The 17,602-nt window shown below is 43.1% G+C and carries 15 protein-coding genes; 6 read left to right on the forward strand and 9 right to left on the reverse strand.

Annotated features, from left to right (window positions below):
* Positions 1-397 precede the first annotated feature (397 nt).
* Entirely contained in the window at positions 398-637 is a 240-nt protein-coding gene (locus tag AM228_RS06775; RefSeq protein ID WP_054465493.1) for a helix-turn-helix transcriptional regulator, read from the forward strand.
* Between the two features lie 852 nt (positions 638-1,489).
* On the opposite strand, the gene AM228_RS06780 is transcribed toward AM228_RS06775, so the two are convergent.
* Complete coding sequence (locus AM228_RS06780; RefSeq protein WP_156331591.1) at positions 1,490-2,521, reverse strand: site-specific integrase; 1,032 nt, start codon at positions 2,519-2,521, stop codon at positions 1,490-1,492.
* Positions 2,522-2,983: 462 nt separating this feature from the next.
* Between AM228_RS06780 and AM228_RS06785 the strand changes: the two genes are divergently transcribed.
* The 3 genes from AM228_RS06785 (at position 2,984) to AM228_RS06805 (ending at position 8,504) form a co-directional block, all read left to right on the forward strand.
* The gene (locus AM228_RS06785) at positions 2,984-3,802 is read left to right on the forward strand and encodes an SPOR domain-containing protein (RefSeq protein ID WP_156331592.1); all 819 of its coding nucleotides are present in this window, start codon (positions 2,984-2,986) and stop codon (positions 3,800-3,802) included.
* 133 nt (positions 3,803-3,935) lie between these two features.
* Positions 3,936-5,474, forward strand: coding sequence for a bifunctional ADP-dependent NAD(P)H-hydrate dehydratase/NAD(P)H-hydrate epimerase (locus tag AM228_RS06790; RefSeq protein WP_054465372.1), 1,539 nt, complete (start codon positions 3,936-3,938; stop codon positions 5,472-5,474).
* Positions 5,475-6,902: 1,428 nt separating this feature from the next.
* A complete protein-coding gene (locus AM228_RS06805; RefSeq protein WP_054465378.1) occupies positions 6,903-8,504 on the forward strand; it encodes a glycosyltransferase family 39 protein in 1,602 nt (533 codons plus the stop codon).
* A 112-nt stretch (positions 8,505-8,616) separates the two neighbouring features.
* On the opposite strand, the gene AM228_RS06810 is transcribed toward AM228_RS06805, so the two are convergent.
* Positions 8,617-9,993: an NB-ARC domain-containing protein gene (locus tag AM228_RS06810; protein ID WP_054465380.1), complete on the reverse strand. Its 1,377-nt coding sequence runs from the start codon at positions 9,991-9,993 to the stop codon at positions 8,617-8,619.
* Between the two features lie 194 nt (positions 9,994-10,187).
* On the opposite strand from AM228_RS06810, the gene AM228_RS06815 reads away from it, so the two are divergent.
* Positions 10,188-10,511: a hypothetical protein gene (locus AM228_RS06815; protein ID WP_054465382.1), complete on the forward strand. Its 324-nt coding sequence runs from the start codon at positions 10,188-10,190 to the stop codon at positions 10,509-10,511.
* Positions 10,512-10,954: 443 nt separating this feature from the next.
* Here the strand turns inward: AM228_RS06815 and AM228_RS06820 are convergent, their stop codons facing one another.
* The 7 genes from AM228_RS06820 to trpS all read right to left on the reverse strand — a co-directional run bounded on the left by AM228_RS06820 (position 10,955) and on the right by trpS (position 16,307).
* Positions 10,955-11,353, reverse strand: coding sequence for a type II toxin-antitoxin system VapC family toxin (locus AM228_RS06820; RefSeq protein ID WP_054465384.1), 399 nt, complete (start codon positions 11,351-11,353; stop codon positions 10,955-10,957).
* A complete protein-coding gene (locus AM228_RS06825) occupies positions 11,350-11,607 on the reverse strand; it encodes a type II toxin-antitoxin system Phd/YefM family antitoxin (protein ID WP_054465386.1) in 258 nt (85 codons plus the stop codon). The genes AM228_RS06820 and AM228_RS06825 overlap by 4 nt, the downstream gene beginning before the upstream one ends.
* A 134-nt stretch (positions 11,608-11,741) precedes the next feature.
* Positions 11,742-12,191 carry a type II toxin-antitoxin system VapC family toxin gene (locus AM228_RS06830; RefSeq protein WP_054465387.1) on the reverse strand — a complete coding sequence of 150 codons (450 nt, stop codon included), beginning with the start codon at positions 12,189-12,191 and terminating at the stop codon, positions 11,742-11,744.
* Positions 12,188-12,457 carry a hypothetical protein gene (locus tag AM228_RS06835; protein ID WP_054465388.1) on the reverse strand — a complete coding sequence of 90 codons (270 nt, stop codon included), beginning with the start codon at positions 12,455-12,457 and terminating at the stop codon, positions 12,188-12,190. The genes AM228_RS06830 and AM228_RS06835 overlap by 4 nt, the downstream gene beginning before the upstream one ends.
* 122 nt (positions 12,458-12,579) lie before the next feature.
* The gene (locus AM228_RS06840; protein ID WP_054465389.1) at positions 12,580-14,109 is read right to left on the reverse strand and encodes a site-2 protease family protein; all 1,530 of its coding nucleotides are present in this window, start codon (positions 14,107-14,109) and stop codon (positions 12,580-12,582) included.
* Between the two features lie 112 nt (positions 14,110-14,221).
* On the reverse strand, positions 14,222-15,151 hold the full coding sequence (locus AM228_RS06845) for a methylenetetrahydrofolate reductase (RefSeq protein WP_054465390.1): 930 nt from the start codon (positions 15,149-15,151) through the stop codon (positions 14,222-14,224).
* Positions 15,152-15,296: 145 nt separating this feature from the next.
* Positions 15,297-16,307: a tryptophan--tRNA ligase gene (trpS, locus tag AM228_RS06850; RefSeq protein WP_054465391.1), complete on the reverse strand. Its 1,011-nt coding sequence runs from the start codon at positions 16,305-16,307 to the stop codon at positions 15,297-15,299.
* Between the two features lie 454 nt (positions 16,308-16,761).
* Here trpS and AM228_RS06855 point away from each other — a divergent pair, with 454 nt between their 5' ends.
* Positions 16,762-17,331: a DUF6141 family protein gene (locus tag AM228_RS06855; protein ID WP_156331593.1), complete on the forward strand. Its 570-nt coding sequence runs from the start codon at positions 16,762-16,764 to the stop codon at positions 17,329-17,331.
* Positions 17,332-17,602: the final 271 nt, after the last annotated feature.

Raw genomic sequence — 17,602 nt, forward strand, 5'->3', positions numbered from 1 at the left:
CAGCCTTAGTCAACCGTGACCAGTCCCGCTTGACGATACCTAGTCTGGACTGGAAAAAGTTGCGAGTGACTTTGAAGGCAGTCCGACTGAGACGGGACACCTTAGCCTTTAACTGACGGATCGTGAGGGTCACATACAGTCTTTTCATACCGCGTGCCCCCCGTGGTTTTGTGCTATTCTCATAAAAGAACCCTTGTTTTAAGGTGTTTGAATAACCCGTGTCAGCGATTCTGCCAAGAACTAGCGTTGACGCGGGTTTTAACGTTTTTAGGGTCAAAACTAAAATAACCCTATTAATAGAGTAGTCGAAATGGCGACATAAGTCAATACAAATATTAAAAAAAATCGTTAAAACTGCTACAGTGTATAGATAATGAATTTAAATGCTACACTGAATATGTCAAGAACCTTGCTTAATATGCCGATGAAATGGCGACTAGCGGTTGTCATGGCTGAAAAAGACATGGGGGTTAACGATTTGGCTGCAATAACTGGGTTGCACCGTGCTACCATCAGCAACTTAAAAAACAACCTGCCTAGTCATATCAGAATGAAAACCTTGCAAAAAATATGTACGGCCCTCGAATGTCAACCCGGTGAGTTACTTCAGTGGACCCCAGACAATGACGCGGTATAACCGCAACGCTCGATCGCTGACCAATTACCTACCCCTAACCGGGTAGGTTTTTTGTTGGGAACCGAGGCCGCTGGCAGCCCGTGTAGCGGGGCCGCGTTACCTCGTGTGATGTGGGAAAAATGTCATTATGCCCATCTCTAGTGTTTTAACTAATCCTTCTGCCCATCCCTAGTGTGTTTGTAACTTTGCTGTGACCCCGTGTGTCATGCTGGGAGCCAAAAACCTTATCTGGCAAGCATCACAAGCTTTTTAACAATATTTTCAATAAGCTTAAAACTTAGACGCTGCACTGGTTTCAAGCTTTGTATAGCCACGGGGTGATGTAAGGCTTGTCACCCCGTGTGGCGGTGGCGGTGTGACTGGTTACGGTAACCGGAATAACCCGGAATGAATCCGCATAGTGCATTGATGATAAAAATTTCTCTGAACATGGCTTGACATGGCACTTAGTGGCACTAAGTGGCACTAAGTAGCCACGTTAAGCCACAAATAGCCCAAAATAGCCCTAGTCAACCCTAAAAAACGGGTTTTTTCCTCAAAATCGTGACCCAAAATAACCCAAAATAACCCAAAATGGCACTAAGTAGCCACGTCAAGTCCACTTAGTGCCATTACAACTTTTCTCACTAAAAAACTCTGGTATGGCCGGTCAACCTACTACCAGAGTTTTTTTGAGAGTTAAACTAAAAGCTAAAAGAAAATGAATACAATGTTTTCCGCACATACAGCATAGCACATATCTAGCCACCTAGTGCCATTACAACTCTGTAATTTTGCCCGCAAATTGCGTGTATCTCTGGCAGGGGATTAATCCCCTGCTCAACCTCGCTAGACTTAACTCACCGCAAAAACTTAATCCCCTAATTCTGGCAAGGTGATATTTTGGGCTAAATTTTCGTAATCAAGACGGTCATCTCGGTAATGCTTGCGGATCCTTGTCGGTGATGTATCGAGTAACGCGGCGATCGCTTCTTCCGACATCCCAGACTCTAGCCAACGATTCTGGGTAGTGTGACGGGAATGGTATGTCGGAAGGTATTCGCTGACTTCTCCCAGTTTTACCAGTGACTCAACGACCGGCTTAAATATCCGATTAGTAAAGTGGTCAATGGCAATATACCAACGACGGGGTGACGGAAAAACCAGATCGGGGCAATGAGGGCGATCGATAGTCTTTAAATGACGGGAAATTCTTGGTTCACGGTGAATCGTCTCTTTTTTGGGAATTGCCATGATTAAATCTGCGAGTTCAGAGTTAACCGGAAAAACCCGTGGGGTGTTTTTGCCATTGCGATCGCCCTTACTCGGTTTAAGAATCCCAGATGTGTAGGCACGGTCAAAGTAAATCTTGATAGGCCGGTCCCGTTCCCACACAATTTGTTCCCACTCCAGAGCGATCGCTAATTGCGGTCGGACCCCGGTCAGAAACATGAATTGTAAAAACTGAGCATAGTAAGAATGTTTGGTCCAGGCACGGGGTGGGGTAAATCGGTCAGTGGCGATCGCGTTGAGAATTACAGTAGCTTCAGAGTCAGAATAAGCCTTACCAGATTTATCAGGATTTTCACACTGACTCTTTAAAATGGCTAAATCACGGCTATAAGGATTTTTTTCCCAGATGTCTTGTTTTAAGGCCCAATTAGCGCAAGCAGATATCTTTGTGTAGTAAGAAACCAAGGTGCTTGGTTTGTAACGTTTGGTTAAAAAACTCAAAAGTTGTTTATAGTTACTAGGCTTAAGTAACTCTGGGTCAACTTTTGTAAGGATTTTTGTGACAAGGGGATAAGCTTTTGTCAATGTTGTTTCTTCGACTTTCCCTTGCTGAGTTTTGAAATCAACAAACTTAATCCAAACATCTAGCAATGATGGGATTTTTGGCGCCACCGCAATTTTTAATCCAGGGCGATACTTTTGCAGTGTTGGGTCAAATGCCGGTGGTTGTAATCCTACAAAATCATGTTTGATATCTTGTTTAATGATATCTGCAATTTTTTCAGCCTTACGGCGGTCCCGTCAATCATCCCATTTAAGTGGCAAAGTCATTTCATAATTTTTCTGCTTACCGTTTTGAGTCAGTCTAAATCGGATAAATATTGACCCAGATTTTTTGGGCTTAGGGGTGATTTTGGGAATCATATATATTTATTAGAGAACAGTGGATCTGACTCTGATAATACTCCAGGTGGCTATGAAGGTGGCGTTAAAGGGGCTAAAAACAGCCTATAACCTATATATATTAAGACTTGCAAGAAACTCTAATAGATATCCTACCTAATAAGGAATAACAAATAACAAACAACCAACAACAAATAACCACTAAGAACTAAAAATAGAGAAATACTGGATATGAACATGAAAAAAATTTATCTGCTAATTGGGGCGATCGCCCTTCAACTCTCAACCGCAGGGGGAAAAATTGCTCAAGGGGAACCTTTACCCCCGTTGCCTTTTGGCAATCAAGGAATGCCTCCCGATCCTTATGCTTTGCCATCGGTGGTTTTGCCACAAGACCGGAGTTTTCAAGTTAATCCGAATTTTACTAACCCAGATTTTCGGGATAATTCGCGGAATTTGGACAGTAAACGCTATTTGGTCTATATTCCCGGACAAAATCCCCGGACCCTTGCCCAAGTCCGGTTATATGAACCAGAGGCATTTTTGAGTCAGTACAAAGGACGAACGGTGATTCAGATCGGGGTTTTTGCTAATCGCAATAATGCTCAACGATTGGCCAGAGAATTAGAATTAGGCGGCATTCGAGCCGCGATCGCCTCCATTGAGCAACCGCAACCGGCAACCAATGTCACCCCAGCTTGGAGTAACCCTCCCCTAGCTTCTGGCTATAATCTTCCTCCGGTGAATAATTCTCAGGCTATGCCCCCGATTGGGACTTCACTCTCCATCCTTCCGGCACCCCCTCCCGGTGGGGGCAGCCAACTAGCCAGAGCGTACTTTCTGATCGTTCCGGGCAACCGCCAAGATTTACCCAGGATGATCCAAACCGCCGTGGATGCGGGAATTTCTGGTGCAGAAATTTTCACCAGAGAAGAACCGTTTGGCCCTCATATTGCGATCGGGCCTTTTCGCGATCGCACCACCGCCGAACAAGAAAGTGGTTATTTACAAAAGTTTGGCCTTGATGCCCGAATTCATTTTCAAAATTAACTTGTTATTGGTGGTTTGTTGTTGGTTGTTGGTTGTTTGTTGTTTGTTCATCAACCATCAACCATCAACCAACAACTAACAACCAATAACTAACAACCATCAACCATCAACCATCAACCATCAGCAAAAAATTATGAATCGACCAGAAATTGAACAATTTATCGTCACTGCCGAACAGATGCGGGCGATTGAAAACCGGGTATTTGATGCGGGAATGCCCGTGGCCGCATTAATGGAAAAAGTGGCAACCTTAGTCGCTCGTCGGATTCAAGCCCTTTACCCCCTGCCTAAGTCCGCCAACACTTTATCCGTTGGGGTATTAGTCGGGCCGGGACATAATGGCGGAGATGCCCTGGTGGTGGCACGGGAGTTACATTTTCGGGGCTATGAAGTCATCATTTATTGCCCGTTTACCAAGCTGAAGGAGTTAACCCAGCATCATGCAAATTATGCGGCGAGTTTGGGCATACCTATTTATCAAGAAATTGACTTTCTCCAAAATTGTGCTTTATTTGTGGATGGCTTGTTTGGGTTTGGTTTGGAACGGGCAATTAAAGACCCCGTAGCCACAGCGATCGCCCTTGTGAATACCTGGGGCAAACCGATTCTCAGTATTGATATTCCCTCCGGGTTACATACGGATACTGGGGCAGTGTTAGGCACCGCCATTTCTGCTACCCACACTTTTTGCCTAGGTTTATGGAAACTCGCTTTTCTCCAAGACCAAGCCTTAGAGTATCTCGGTCAGGTGGAGTTAGTTGATTTTGATTTGCCTTTGGCTGATATTGAAGCGGTGTTGGGCAATTTCTCAAAAGTCCACCGGATCGTCACCGAGCAAGCAAAATCCGGTTTACCCCTACCCCGTCCGCCAGCAGTTCATAAGTATAAGCTGGGTCATTTGTTGTTAATTTGTGGTTCGCGGCAGTACACGGGGGCAGCGATTTTGGCCGGTCTGGGGGCTCGCGGTAGTGGGGTGGGGATGCTTTCGATGGTGGTGCCCCAATCCCTCAAGCTGCTGTTAAATCGTCATCTGCCAGAAGCGTTGGTGATTGATTGTCCCGAAACCGAGAGTGGCGCGATCGCCCATTTGCCCCCAGAGATAGACTTCAGTGCTTATCAGGCGATCGCCTGTGGGCCGGGATTAACCATGCAGCCCATGCTATTGGTCAAACAGATATTAGACAGCGATCGGCCTTTGCTGCTCGATGCGGATGCGTTAAATATTCTTGCCCAGATCGATCCTCGGCAAATCTTACCCCAACGATCGGCGCCGACAATTTTGACCCCTCATCCTGGCGAGTTCCTGCGTCTATTTCCTGATTTAATCATGGATTTATCCAATCGAATTGCCGCCGGCCAAAGCGCCGCCCAACAGAGTGGCGCGATCGTGGTGTTGAAAGGCGCTAGAGTGGCGATCGCGGAACCGGATGGCAACATCTACATCAACCCCGACAGTACCCCAGCCCTTGCCAGAGGAGGCAGTGGTGATGTCCTCACCGGATTAATGGGCGGACTGATCGCTCAAGTCAACCCGGAAAATCTAATCGCTCAAGTTCAAACTGCTGTCTGGTGGCACGCACAAGCGGGAATTTTAGCGGCTAAAGAAAGAACTGAACTCGGTGTTGATGCGTTTACCTTGACTCAGTACCTAATCCCAGCCTTGCAAGCCTAAATTATCCCATACCAACCGTAAAAGTTAAGAGCGCGGGTTAGGTGTTAAAAAACTGGCCGGCGCTTTCATTATTTGTGCTTTATTTGTGCTTTATTTGTGCTTTATTTGTGCTTTATTTGTGCTTTATTTGTGCTTTAAGGATTTGCGCGTTACAGCGCTTTTCTGTGGAGTAAACCACAAATTGTTGTAGGGGCAAAGAATTCCGGCAGCAGGGGCGACGAGCGCATTCGCCCCTACAATATTGCACAGGCCTGCTCGCGGTTTAGTAATCTGAAAACCGCTGTAATTATTTGTGGTGTTTAATTTTTGCTCACAAAACAAGAGCACCCAGGCCATAACAACTGAGTGACTTCCTGTAATTGCTATAATTTATTCGCAGATTTTCAATCAAGAAACTTGAATGAATTTGCTGCCGATTAATCACTTTAGGAAGTATCAGCCCTCGGTCAGGGTGCTATTGTTGTTAAACGAGACAGATGTTTGATTAAACAGAATGAACCTCTTTTTTTAGTAAGTGAACGTAACTGTTTGATCTGCCAGGGAAGCTTTCTTGCTTCTGTTATTAATCTATCACAACTTTTTCTTAATGCAAGTAAATGATACAAAACTTTATATTTTACTTGTTTGCTTGATTCTCTTGAAGATTTTCTTTAAAAAAAACCTGAAAATAACCCTAAAAGACAATAGCACCCAGGCCATAAAAACTGAGTGACTTCCTGTAATTGCTATAATTTATTCGCAGATTTTCAATCAAGGATCTTGAATGAATTTGCTGCCGATTAATCACTTTAGGAAGTATCAGCCCTCGGTCAGGGTGCTATTGTTGTTAAACGAGACAGATGTTTGATTAAACAGAATGAACCTCTTTTTTTAGTAAGTGAACGTAACTGTTTGATCTGCCAGGGAAGCTTTCTTGCTTCTGTTATCAATCTATCACAACTTTTTCTCAGTGCAAGTAAATGATACAAATGTTTACAATTTATCCGGCGATAGCTAAAAAATTGACTAAAAAATCAACTAAAATTGCTGCTAGATGCTGCTTTCAAATCCTTGCGGTTTCACGGTTACAGCGGCTTCTCTATCCTAGAGGGGATCGCCGGTTATAGAGGAAAACAAGAGAGCGATCGCACTCTCTTCGCACTCCCTGGGGAGTATTTTGAAATCAATCTGGGCGAAAATCTGGGCGAATTTTTCCGGGATTTCATAAGTATTTTTACCAGAAATTCCCCCCAGGTGATTTCACAAAACTTTACACAAGGGTGAAAAAATCAAAAAAGTGATCGCCCCCGGTTAAAACCCGTGGGCATTTAACAACCACCTGTTTTTTGTCTCCTTTGTGTTCTTTGTGTCTTTGTGGTGTATTGATTGATGATTGATTTAAATTAAAACTCATCCAAGCACAAAGGACACGGGCAAAAGTCAACAGGTATGGGAAATAAATTACTACCAGAGTTACTCCCAAAGCGATCGCCCCATCAGGGGTTTAAGCTATTCTTGGCGATCGTCTTAATCCTAGGGATATTTTTTCGCTTTGTGAATCTAGATCGCAAAGTCTATTGGCAAGATGAAGCCGCCACCTCATTGAGAATTTCTGGCTATTCTAAAATAGAATTTGTCCAAGAAGTTTACAATAGTCACCCCATCACTGTTGGTCAGTTAAGAGAACGTTATCAGTCACCCAACCAGAGCAAAACGTTAGGGGATACCCTACAAGTTTTAATGGATAAAGCGGAACATCCACCACTCTATTATCTGATGGCCAGATTTTGGGCGCAAATGTTTGGCGGTTCCGTAACATCTATGCGGAGTTTGCCTGCATTCATCAGTTTATTGGGATTTCCAGCAATGTATTGGCTATGTCAAGAATTATTTGCAGCACCGTTAGTTTCTTGGGGGGCGATTCCCTCACCGGGAGGCTTCGCCATCGCACTCATTGCCGTATCCCCAATTCACGTGCTTTATGCTCAAGAAGCAAGGCAATATAGTCTCTGGATTGTGATAATTTTACTCTCTAGTGCTGCTTTATTGCGGGCAATGCGCCAAAAAAGTATTGGCAGTTGGGCAATTTATGGAATAACCCTAGTTTTGGGCTGTTATACTCATTTATTTTTTGCCTTAATTGCCCTGGGGCATGGGATTTATCTCCTAGGGATCGAAGGGATAAAACTAAATAAAATAGTCCGAGATTATTTGGTAGCTTCTGCGGCGGCACTTTTGGTTGTTGCCCCTTGGATTTGGGTATTTATCCAATATAAAAATAACTCCCACTATTTCGACAGTATTACCACAGCATTAGGCCGTGAAATCCCCGTTGAAGAGTTAATGGGCAAGTGGTTTCGCAGCGTAAATCGGTTTTTTCACGATGCGGACTTGGGAACGGCTAATATTATCTTAGTCTTATTAGGGGCTTATTCTTTCTATTTTATTTATCGCCAGACAACCAAACGAGTTTGGTGGTTTGTTTTTACCTTATTTGGCATCACCGCGTTAACTTTGGGACTGCCAGATTTAATCACCGGAGGACAGCGATCGGTCAGAACTCGCTATTTAATTCCGTGTGCTTTAGCCCTGGAATTATCAATGGCTTATCTGTTTGCGGTTAAACTGACTCAATTTACCAAAGTTTGGCAGCAAAGAGTCTGGCAGTTTGTAGCAGTTTTACTGATTTCCGCTGGAGTTATTTCTAATAGTGTGAGTTCTCAGGCTGAGTCTTGGTGGAATAAAAATCTGGCAGAAACTAAATATTATCCAAGAATAGCTGAGGTGATTAATCAAGGGAGTCATCCCCTGGTGATTAGCGATACTTCGGAAACGAATATTCTTTCGTTGAGTTATCTGTTGAATCCAGAGGTAACACTGCAATTAGTATCCGAGGGAGATTGGTCAAATTTAGCGGTGCAGTCCCTGAAGCAGACCGTATTTGTGTTTGCGGCTTCTGATGCTTTAATAAATCACTTGCAAAGCGAAAAAAATGTAACTCTCAATCGGGTATTTGAGCAAAAACGAGCGCAATTATGGCAAATTAATTAGTAGATAGTCAAATATAAAAACCGGGCTAGAAACCGGGTTTCTTTAAGAAACCCGGTTTCTAGGTTGGGTGACAGAGATTTAGGCAATAAATCCGGTTTCTGGGTAGAAGCGATCATCCTAGGTACTGTCTCAATACAGGTGACATCCGATAAAGATGATCGGTTTTTTCCACCCAATAACGACGGCAAAGAGATTGTAGGATATCCAGTAAATCGGAAGATAGCATCGGGGCAATTTCTAATAGTTTGACCAGGGCGATCGCCTCATCTTTTTTAGCTAATAGGGATAAAAGTTGCTTTTCTGGTTCCGATAGGTAAGCCAACGGTTGCTGTAAAATATCTTTCAAATCTTGGGGAAATAATAAAGGCTGATTTTGTAACACATCAGTCACAGTTAAGCCTAATTCAACCATAAAATTCGCCACAGTTTTTAACCATAAAGGGTTGCCTTGATAATGATCGATGAATCGGGAGCCGTTTGCTTCGGGTTCTAATCCTTGTTCGGCGATAATTTGGTGAGCGGATGCAGTGTCTAACCCTGCAAGATTAAGCCTGCCCCCGTGAAGACGGGGGTTAGGGGTATTTGGGTGTTTAATTTGAGCAATTTCTCGCGGGTATTCCCAACCAATTAGCAGAAAACAACTTTGATGCGATCGGTCTTTAATTTGTTTAAAGAAACTGCGATAATCCTCAGATTTTGGTTGATAGTTACCGGCCAATTCACCCCGCATAAACAGGTAATGGATATCATCTAAAATAATTAAACAGCGATGATTTTGTAAAAATTTCATCAGGTTCATCAGGGGTAGCGGTGAAGTTTGATTATCCCCCTCTGTAAAAATTTCGGTTAAATTATTTTGCAATTGGGCGACGGTCGGGCAAGTTTCCAGACTACGCCAAATCACATATTCAAATTCCTGTTTAATTTCTTCTACAAGTTTTATCCCCAGGGCGGTTTTGCCTATCCCTATGATGCCAGTAATGGTTAAAAGTTGTGCTTTTTCTGTGAGGATTTCCTTTTTGAGTAGTTCCAGTTCAGCAGTCCGATTGTAGAAGTTGCCTAACTTGGGCATTTCACTTAAATCGTGATGGAAAGTTGGGGTTTGTTGGGGGTTAGATGTTGCTTGATTTTGTGAGTTTTGGTTGGGTGTATCTGGTGGTTGTCTGCTTTCTCCACAGATATTAACGTTACTAATTTGATTGTGATGCGGTTCTAAATGTGAAACTATCGAGATTTGCAGCCTTTCCATTGTCGAGCGAAAATTGGATTTAGTGACTTTTTCTCCTAATTCTTTTGAAAGTGTCTGCCATAATTCCATTCCTACCTCTCTAACCCGATCTTCCGACAAGTTAACCTCTGTGGCAATTTGCTTGTAATCCTCATATTGCCATGTTCCGCGCAGAATTGTTTCTTGTAAGTCATTGAGATGTTTACCTGTTCTAGCAAACACCAGATCGTCTGCGAGTTTTACCACTTCCTTAAGGTTCATAGATTCCGGTAGATGTCAGGGTTGGTGGTATTATACCCAACATTTCCCAACATTTCCCAACATTTCCCCACATTTCCCGATTTTCGAGTGGGCGATCGGCTGAAAAAGTCCCGATAAATACCCAGTAGACATTCTCAACAAGTATCGCTTATATTGAGATCAATGATTCACACTTAAAAAAGGTTAAATAATTTATGTTCGATCCTATTAGTTTGACCATTTTGGGTATTTCCTGCCTAGCTGGTAGCATGGCAGCTAATGCATCATATCATCAAGAAAAAAATCCAGAGACGAAGAAAAAATTGGGCGCTGCTAAGGACGGACTGGCCGTTGCGGGAGGATGCATAACAATAGGTACTGCTCTGGCTGCGTGCAATCAAAATCAAAATTTAGCTCAACAGCTACCTTCCTCTAGTGGTACATTTTCCCCCAGTCAACTCCGTCCACCAGCGGGTCAGAATATTCTACAAGTACCCCCCCTCTTCCCCCCCGGTCCTGGTGGACTTGGCGGATGCTAGAGAAAAAGTGTTTCTGCTGTTTAGGCGAAATCAGCCTAATTTTTTCAGGCTGCATAAGCCCAAGGCAGTATAAACAATTGATCGATTTATTTGAGTTGCATTTTCCACTGCGGAAATGCAACTTTTTTTTGGCAGGCAAGTAGTAGGGTGCGTTAGTCGGGGCAAAATTTATGCCTCCAATTAACTATCTCCATTCCCGACGTAACGCACCTTTTTTGATAAATATTGGTGCGTTACGGCGGATTTATAAATCTCGGTAAAAATCTCAAGTTTGTCGCCGCAAACACGCACCCTACCAATCAAGAAACCGGGTTTCTACGAGCATAAAGGTTGGGTGACAGAGATGGTCTAAAGAAACCCGGTTTCTGAAGCTATCCGCATGAAGGTTGGGTGACAGAGATGGTCTAAAGAAACCCGGTTTCTTTGGTTTCTGAGTAACTGGGCTAACTGGCAGCCCAAACAAGAGAAATATCACTGTATTTTCTGAACATTATATCGGCACTCAAAAGGGTCATATCCTCCATGTGAGATTGAGCAATTAAGATGCGATCGAAGGGATCTTTATGATGTAATGGTAAAGCTGCGGATCGTAACCCATGACCTGCTTTAATTTCTAGTATTCGCATATCTAACAACGCTATGCGGCTATTAATGTAGGTATTAATCGGTTCTGGTAGCGGCAATTTTCCATTGGCCACTTTGATAGCTATTTCCCAGATACTTGCAACCGAAAACCACAATTCATTGCTGTCATCGGCAATCAGTGCGATTGCTTGCTCGTTTAATCTTTCAGGTTGGGCAAACCACCATAACCAGCACTGAGTATCCAATAAAATTTTCATCCTTCGTCTCCCTCAAATGCTGCCAAAATCTCTGGTAGCAAAGGTTCATTAAAGTCCTCTGGGACGATAAATTTCCCTCGATCTTGCCCTAAACTGGCTCGCCGATTGGATGAGGGACGAACGGAAACTAATTTGGCGATCGCCACCCCTTGATTTAAAATAATAATTTCTTCTCCAAGTTCTACACGAGATAATAACTCAGATAGATTTCTTTTGAAGTCGCTGGGTAAATTTTCAATCTGAAGTGTAGCCATTGCAATCCCAGAATAAATTTATTTCTTACATTACCAGTTTAACTTAAGAACGGCGAGGAAATAAACCAAAGAAACCGGGTTAGAAACCCGGTTTCTTGGTTGGGTGACAAAGATGGCATTAAGAAACCCGGTTTCTAAGTCTTTGGCACTGTGAAATTGGTAAATAGTCTTACATCAAAACTACTGCCGATTAAGGAATTTACTAACCGCTCATCCAATGTTAGCAACGGTGCTTTAACTTGTTGTGAAAGTGCCACATAGCAGCCATCATAAGCTGTGCTCCCATAGTCCAAACCAATTTGAACCGCTTTAGTCATTAAATCCTTGGTATAAATGACTTTAAATGGTAAAGCTTTCAAATCACTTAAATCGGCCTGCAATTGTTCAGCCGTATAGAGTTTAGCTCTGGCATATTTCCAAAGAACATTGGCACACTCAATATAAAATAGATCGGGGACAAAAAACTCAACCGATGGATTTTCAAGATGATCAAAAAGTTGATTAACTTTGGCCGTCAATGGATCGGCAATGAATTGTTTAATGCAAATATTTGCATCGATGACGCATCTGATAACACTGCTCATCGTTGGCGATCCTCGCGAATTAAAACTGTGCTATCCATGAGTCCAAAATCCCTGGGGTTAACTCGGGGACGACTCCGAATATTTTGTAAAATTTCTGAGATATGTTGGCTCTCTTTTCCTCGATCGCCCATTAACTTGTCGGACTGAAATGATTGCTGCAATAAATGAATGACTGCCTCATTAACAGTAAAATTTTTTTCAGAGGCCAGACCTTGAATTTGATAGTATAGTTCATCAGGTAAATTTTCAATCTGAAGTGTAGCCATTGCCGCCTCACGATCGCTTTATTTCTTACATTACCAGTTTAACTTAAGAACGGCGAGTAAATAAACCAAAGAAACCGGGTTTAGCATGAAAGAAACCCGGTTTCTCGGTAGTCATCTAATTTTTAACTACCAATTCCCAGACGACCGGCTAAACCGGGAGTTAAAGGCAATAAGGTGGCCAACATCAGAAATAACGCCAGCAAACCTAATGCAGCGCGAGCATCATCGGTTTCCTTCAAATCATTCAGACAAGGACGTTCTAAACTGCGTTGTAAAATTAGAATCACCACGGCCCAATAAAGCGCCAAAGGATTCACAAATGAGGCAAGCCCCAAGACCAAAATCGTGGCCAAAGTAGCCCGACCCGCAATTTTTCGCCCATAAATTGCCTGCATAATTCGCCCCCCATCTAACTGACCCGCAGGCATTAAATTAATCGCGTTAATCACTAAGCCTAACCAGCCCATAATCATCAGGGGATGAACATCTACAACGGGCTGTTGTAAAGCATTTCCTAGGACAACTTTTGATAAGGTGCCGACTAATATTGAACCTTGGAAAAAGTCAGAAGGAATTTCAAAGAAACTGCCTTCATGGGAGAGAATTAAACCGATGAGTAACATCGCCAGAGAAACCAGCCCACCAGCCGCAGGGCCAGCAAATGCCACATCAAAAAGTACCTGACGGTTGGGTAAAAGTGACTCAAATCGGTTGAAGGCACCAAATGAGCCAATTTGCCAAGTAGGAATGAAAAACGGCCAAGATAACCGCACATTGTGGCGTTTGGCTAACACTTGGTGGGCGATTTCATGGGTGAGTAAAATTAGCCAAATTCCTAATGCGATCGGCAATATTTCGGTGAATCGACTGGGGTTATTAAAAAAGTCGAACCCGAAAAATAAACCGCCAGTTTCTAAGGTGGTGGCAATGGTGGCTATGAATAGAACAACCGAGAGAACTTTTTGGGCAATGGTCGCCGGTTGTGGTTCGCTGGACTTGGGTAAGATAATCACTACCGGCTTTTCTTCTGGGTTAGCAATAAAAAATAGTCGGTAGCGATCGCCCATCCGTTCCTGCAATGATGCCGATAAATGTTGGTATGATGCCTCCAGTTCTCCCCGTAAATTGCCTTTAAAAATCACTCCTTCTTGATAAGGAATGGTTTCCGTGGCAAAAAAGGTATCAATGCCAAAAATGCCCTGGATTTGTTTTAAATCTTCCAGAGGCATTCGCATCATTTCTGGAGTGCGGGCATTTGCTGAATCGGCCAAAGCTGAATCTGGCAAAGAAGAGAACTTATCCGCTTTTTGTTCTCGCATTTGCTCTTCTTCTTGTTGCTTTTCCGCAAGCAATTTGGCGGCTCGTTGTTGCAAGATTTCATCTTGACCTGCGGCCCGTAATTGTTTTCCCAGGTAAATATATAAACCTGCCGATGCAACAATTAAAAATAAAATTCCCGCCAGGTTTAGATAAATCCCGATCGCAAATAAACCAAAGAATAGCAACCAGGGAGCCATCAGCACAACGGATTGCAGCCAAGCTAAGATGCCCAGTTTGCCAAACGGTTTCGCTCGATTATATCCCCAAGCCAATATGCCGAAAGCCAGCATAACAATGGCAATGGTTGCAGCATTCTCTGTGGCAATAGTCATTTTCTGTTCCTTGTGGTTAAAAGGTTACATAACAGATCAGGTCTTCAGCCACGGCGGATTAGTGCAATGGCAAATAAGATTTATCTTACCTAGAAAGACTGCCTTATTATCACTACAGCGGTGAAATTCCCGCCAAATCGAGAATTTCTGGAATTAAATCCTCCCGTTTTACCGCCATCAGATGCACTCCGTGACAAATTTGGCTGGCCATTTTCACTTGTTCGGCGGCAATTAACATCCCTTCGCGCAGTTGATTTTTGGCATTCGCCAACCGACTAATCATAGAATCAGGAATGTTCACTCCGGGGACACAACGATTAATAAATGCCGCATTTTTGGCGGATTTTAACAGGAAGATTCCGGCTAAAATTGGTTTATTGCTTCCGGCAGCAATTTCAAGCATAAATTTGTCCAGTCGGTCAAAATCACAAATTAATTGACTTTGGAAAAATTGCGCCCCGGCTTCAACTTTTTTCTCAAAGCGACTTTGTAAACCAGACCAACTTTTACTCTGGGGATCGACGGCGGCACCGGCAAATAAATTGGTCGGACCGTTGGTTAAAGGATTATAGTTCCAGTCAAAGCCTTGATTGAGGGAATTAATCAGCTTTAATAGGCGCACGGATTCTAAATCAAACACACTTTTGGCGTCTGGATGATCCCCTGCGTTTACGGGGTCGCCAGTGAGTGCTAGAATGTTGCGAATTCCGAGGGCATGGGCGCCCATCAGGTCTGCTTGTAAGCCAATTCGGTTGCGATCGCGACAGGCAATTTGACAAATCGGTTCAATGCCATTTTGCCATAAAATTGCCGATGCGACCACCGGAGACATCCGCACCACTGCCCGACTGCCGTCAGTGATATTCACCGCATGAACCCGATTTTTTAGACCTTGAGCCATTTCTAACATATCTTTCGGATCGCCTCCTTTCGGGGGCATTACTTCTGCGGTGATTAAAAATTCACCGGCTTTAATTGCCGCCGCAAACCGAGAGACGGCTGGTTCTGATTGGGACAGATTGGCAGGGGTTTGTGCAGTCATAATAATTAAGATTTAAGGGTTTTAAGGGTTACAATTTTTCCAGGAAAAACTAAAATAGAAGCCAGTTGAAACTTCACCTTGAAACTTCACCGGCTTCTATTTTAGTTTAATATCTTTTCTTCTCAGTTTCCCACTGAAAATGGAGTTACAGGGGATGGGAATAACCCAGAGCAGTTTTTACTTGGTGGAGAGTTTGATTGGCGATCGCGCTTGCCTTTTCTCTGCCTTCTCGTAACACCGATTCTAGATAACCCCGGTCATCCATCACCGCGTGATATTTTTCTTGAATCGGTTGTAGGGCAGCAATGGTCGTTTCTGTGAGCAACGGTTTAAATTGACCCCAGCCCATATCCTGACATTCGGCGGCCACTTCTTCCTTAGTTTTGCCGCTCAACAGAGAATAAATCGTCAGCAGGTTATTGCATTCGGGACGTTCGGGATCGTCAAACCACAACCCTTTTACCATGTCCGTTTTACAGCGCTTGATTTTTTTCGCGATCGCCTCTGGAGAATCCAGCACATTAATCCGACTCATTTCCGACGGATCGGACTTAGACATTTTACTCCTGCCATCAGTCAAACTCATCACCCTTGCCCCTTCTTTTTGGATCAGGGGGGTTGGTAGTTTCAGCACAGGCTCTTTTTTCTTGCCAAATTGGTGATTCACCCGCACCGCAATATCACGAGTGAGTTCTAAATGTTGCTTTTGGTCTTCTCCCACCGGCACCCGATCCGCTTGATACAATAAAATATCTGCGGCCATAAGTACCGGGTAATTCAATAAACCAGCACTGACATTTTCCCCTTGACGCAATGCTTTCTCTTTAAACTGGATCATGTCTTGCAGCCAGTTGAGTGGGGTGATACAGTTCAGTAGCCATGCCAGTTCGCTATGGGCAGATACATGGGACTGGACAAAAATGGTGGAATACTCCAAATCAATGCCACAAGCCAAATACAGGGCAGCAATGGTGTAAGTATCTTCTGCCAGAGTTGCTGGATTATGGGGTACGGTGATGGCGTGTAAATCCACCACACAGAAGAAATTGTCATACTGGCTTTGTTGTTCAACCCAATTGCGAATTGCTCCTAAATAGTTACCCAGATGTAAATTTCCGGTCGGTTGAACTCCGGAGAGCACGCGCTGTTTTGCCATATCTAATCTTTGAAGTTTTAAATTAAGGGGGGCTGGTGCTGAGACTACCTAATGGGGTTGATTTTATCAACCAGACCCCCATTCTCGACCAAAATGTTAATTTTTGTTGACTAATCTATAAAATTTTAACAAAAAATGCCCCTGATTATCTGCCGATCGCCACATTTTGAGGGGTGATCGCCCTTATCTGGGGGCAGAATTGATCCTCTGGAGGGGCGATCGCTGGTCTTTTCAGGGGCGATCGGTCGAGCACATCTTGGGCATACTATTGGGCATACTATAGACTTGAGGGTATAAATACCATAGATACCCAGTCACCTAATTTCCGGTTTCAGATTTTGCTGAGATTTTGCTGAGATTTTGAGCGGATTTTAGAAAGACTCAAACCAACTGAGTATCCACCATCATCTTAAAAACTTGAAAACAACTCGATCAGGGAGTAGAGGAGAAAGTCGTGGACAAACTCGAATGGCCATCAATGGCCGAAGAAATGAGCATCACAGAGAAGGATTGCGCCACCTTATTATTTCGCGAAGTGCAACAATTCCGTCAGCCTTGGATTTGGATCGTACTCACTGGCACATCCGTAACGGCGCTTTGGGCTGCACTGAGTCCTTTTTTCTTAGATTCTGACTGGCAAGACCATTGGGTTCTCCATATTATTTTAATCCTATTTGGGCTAATTTTTGGCATCGGCTTACCGTGGGTATTTTATGTCACAAAATTAGTCACTGAAATTAGAAGCGATGGCTTGGTAATCAGCTTTTATCCTTTATTATTTTTTCCAATTAAAATTTACTTTAAAAATATGCAAAATTGTACCGCGATTAAATATAAACCTTTGCAAGAATATGGCGGTTGGGGAGTGCGCTTGGGAGCAAAAGGAACGGCATATAATGTTAGTGGCAATCGCGGGGTGCAAATCGAACTTATCAATGGTTCAAAAATTTTAATTGGCTCCAAAAAATCTGAGGTTTTAGCCGCAACGATTAATCTAATCATTGGCTCAAAAAATAGTAATTAAAATTGAAAGTCATCTTAAAAATTTGTTTTTTTAATTTAAAAAACAGTAAAATACTCAATAATCAACCAGCATTGATCCATGTTTTTTTGTCTCCATAAAAAATTATCATTTTTTATATTCAATAAAATAAACCATCTAGATATCGGATATCAAAGTCTGTTGTCCAGAAACATACCCTCTAAAATCAATTAAAAATCAATTAAAAATCAATTACCGCTTTCGCGTTTATTCACAAAGATTTGTCAATAATCATACAATAATCTAAATTAAT

It is taken from the genome of Planktothricoides sp. SR001 (assembly GCF_001276715.1).
Taxonomy (GTDB): Bacteria; Cyanobacteriota; Cyanobacteriia; order Cyanobacteriales; family Laspinemataceae; genus Planktothricoides; species Planktothricoides raciborskii.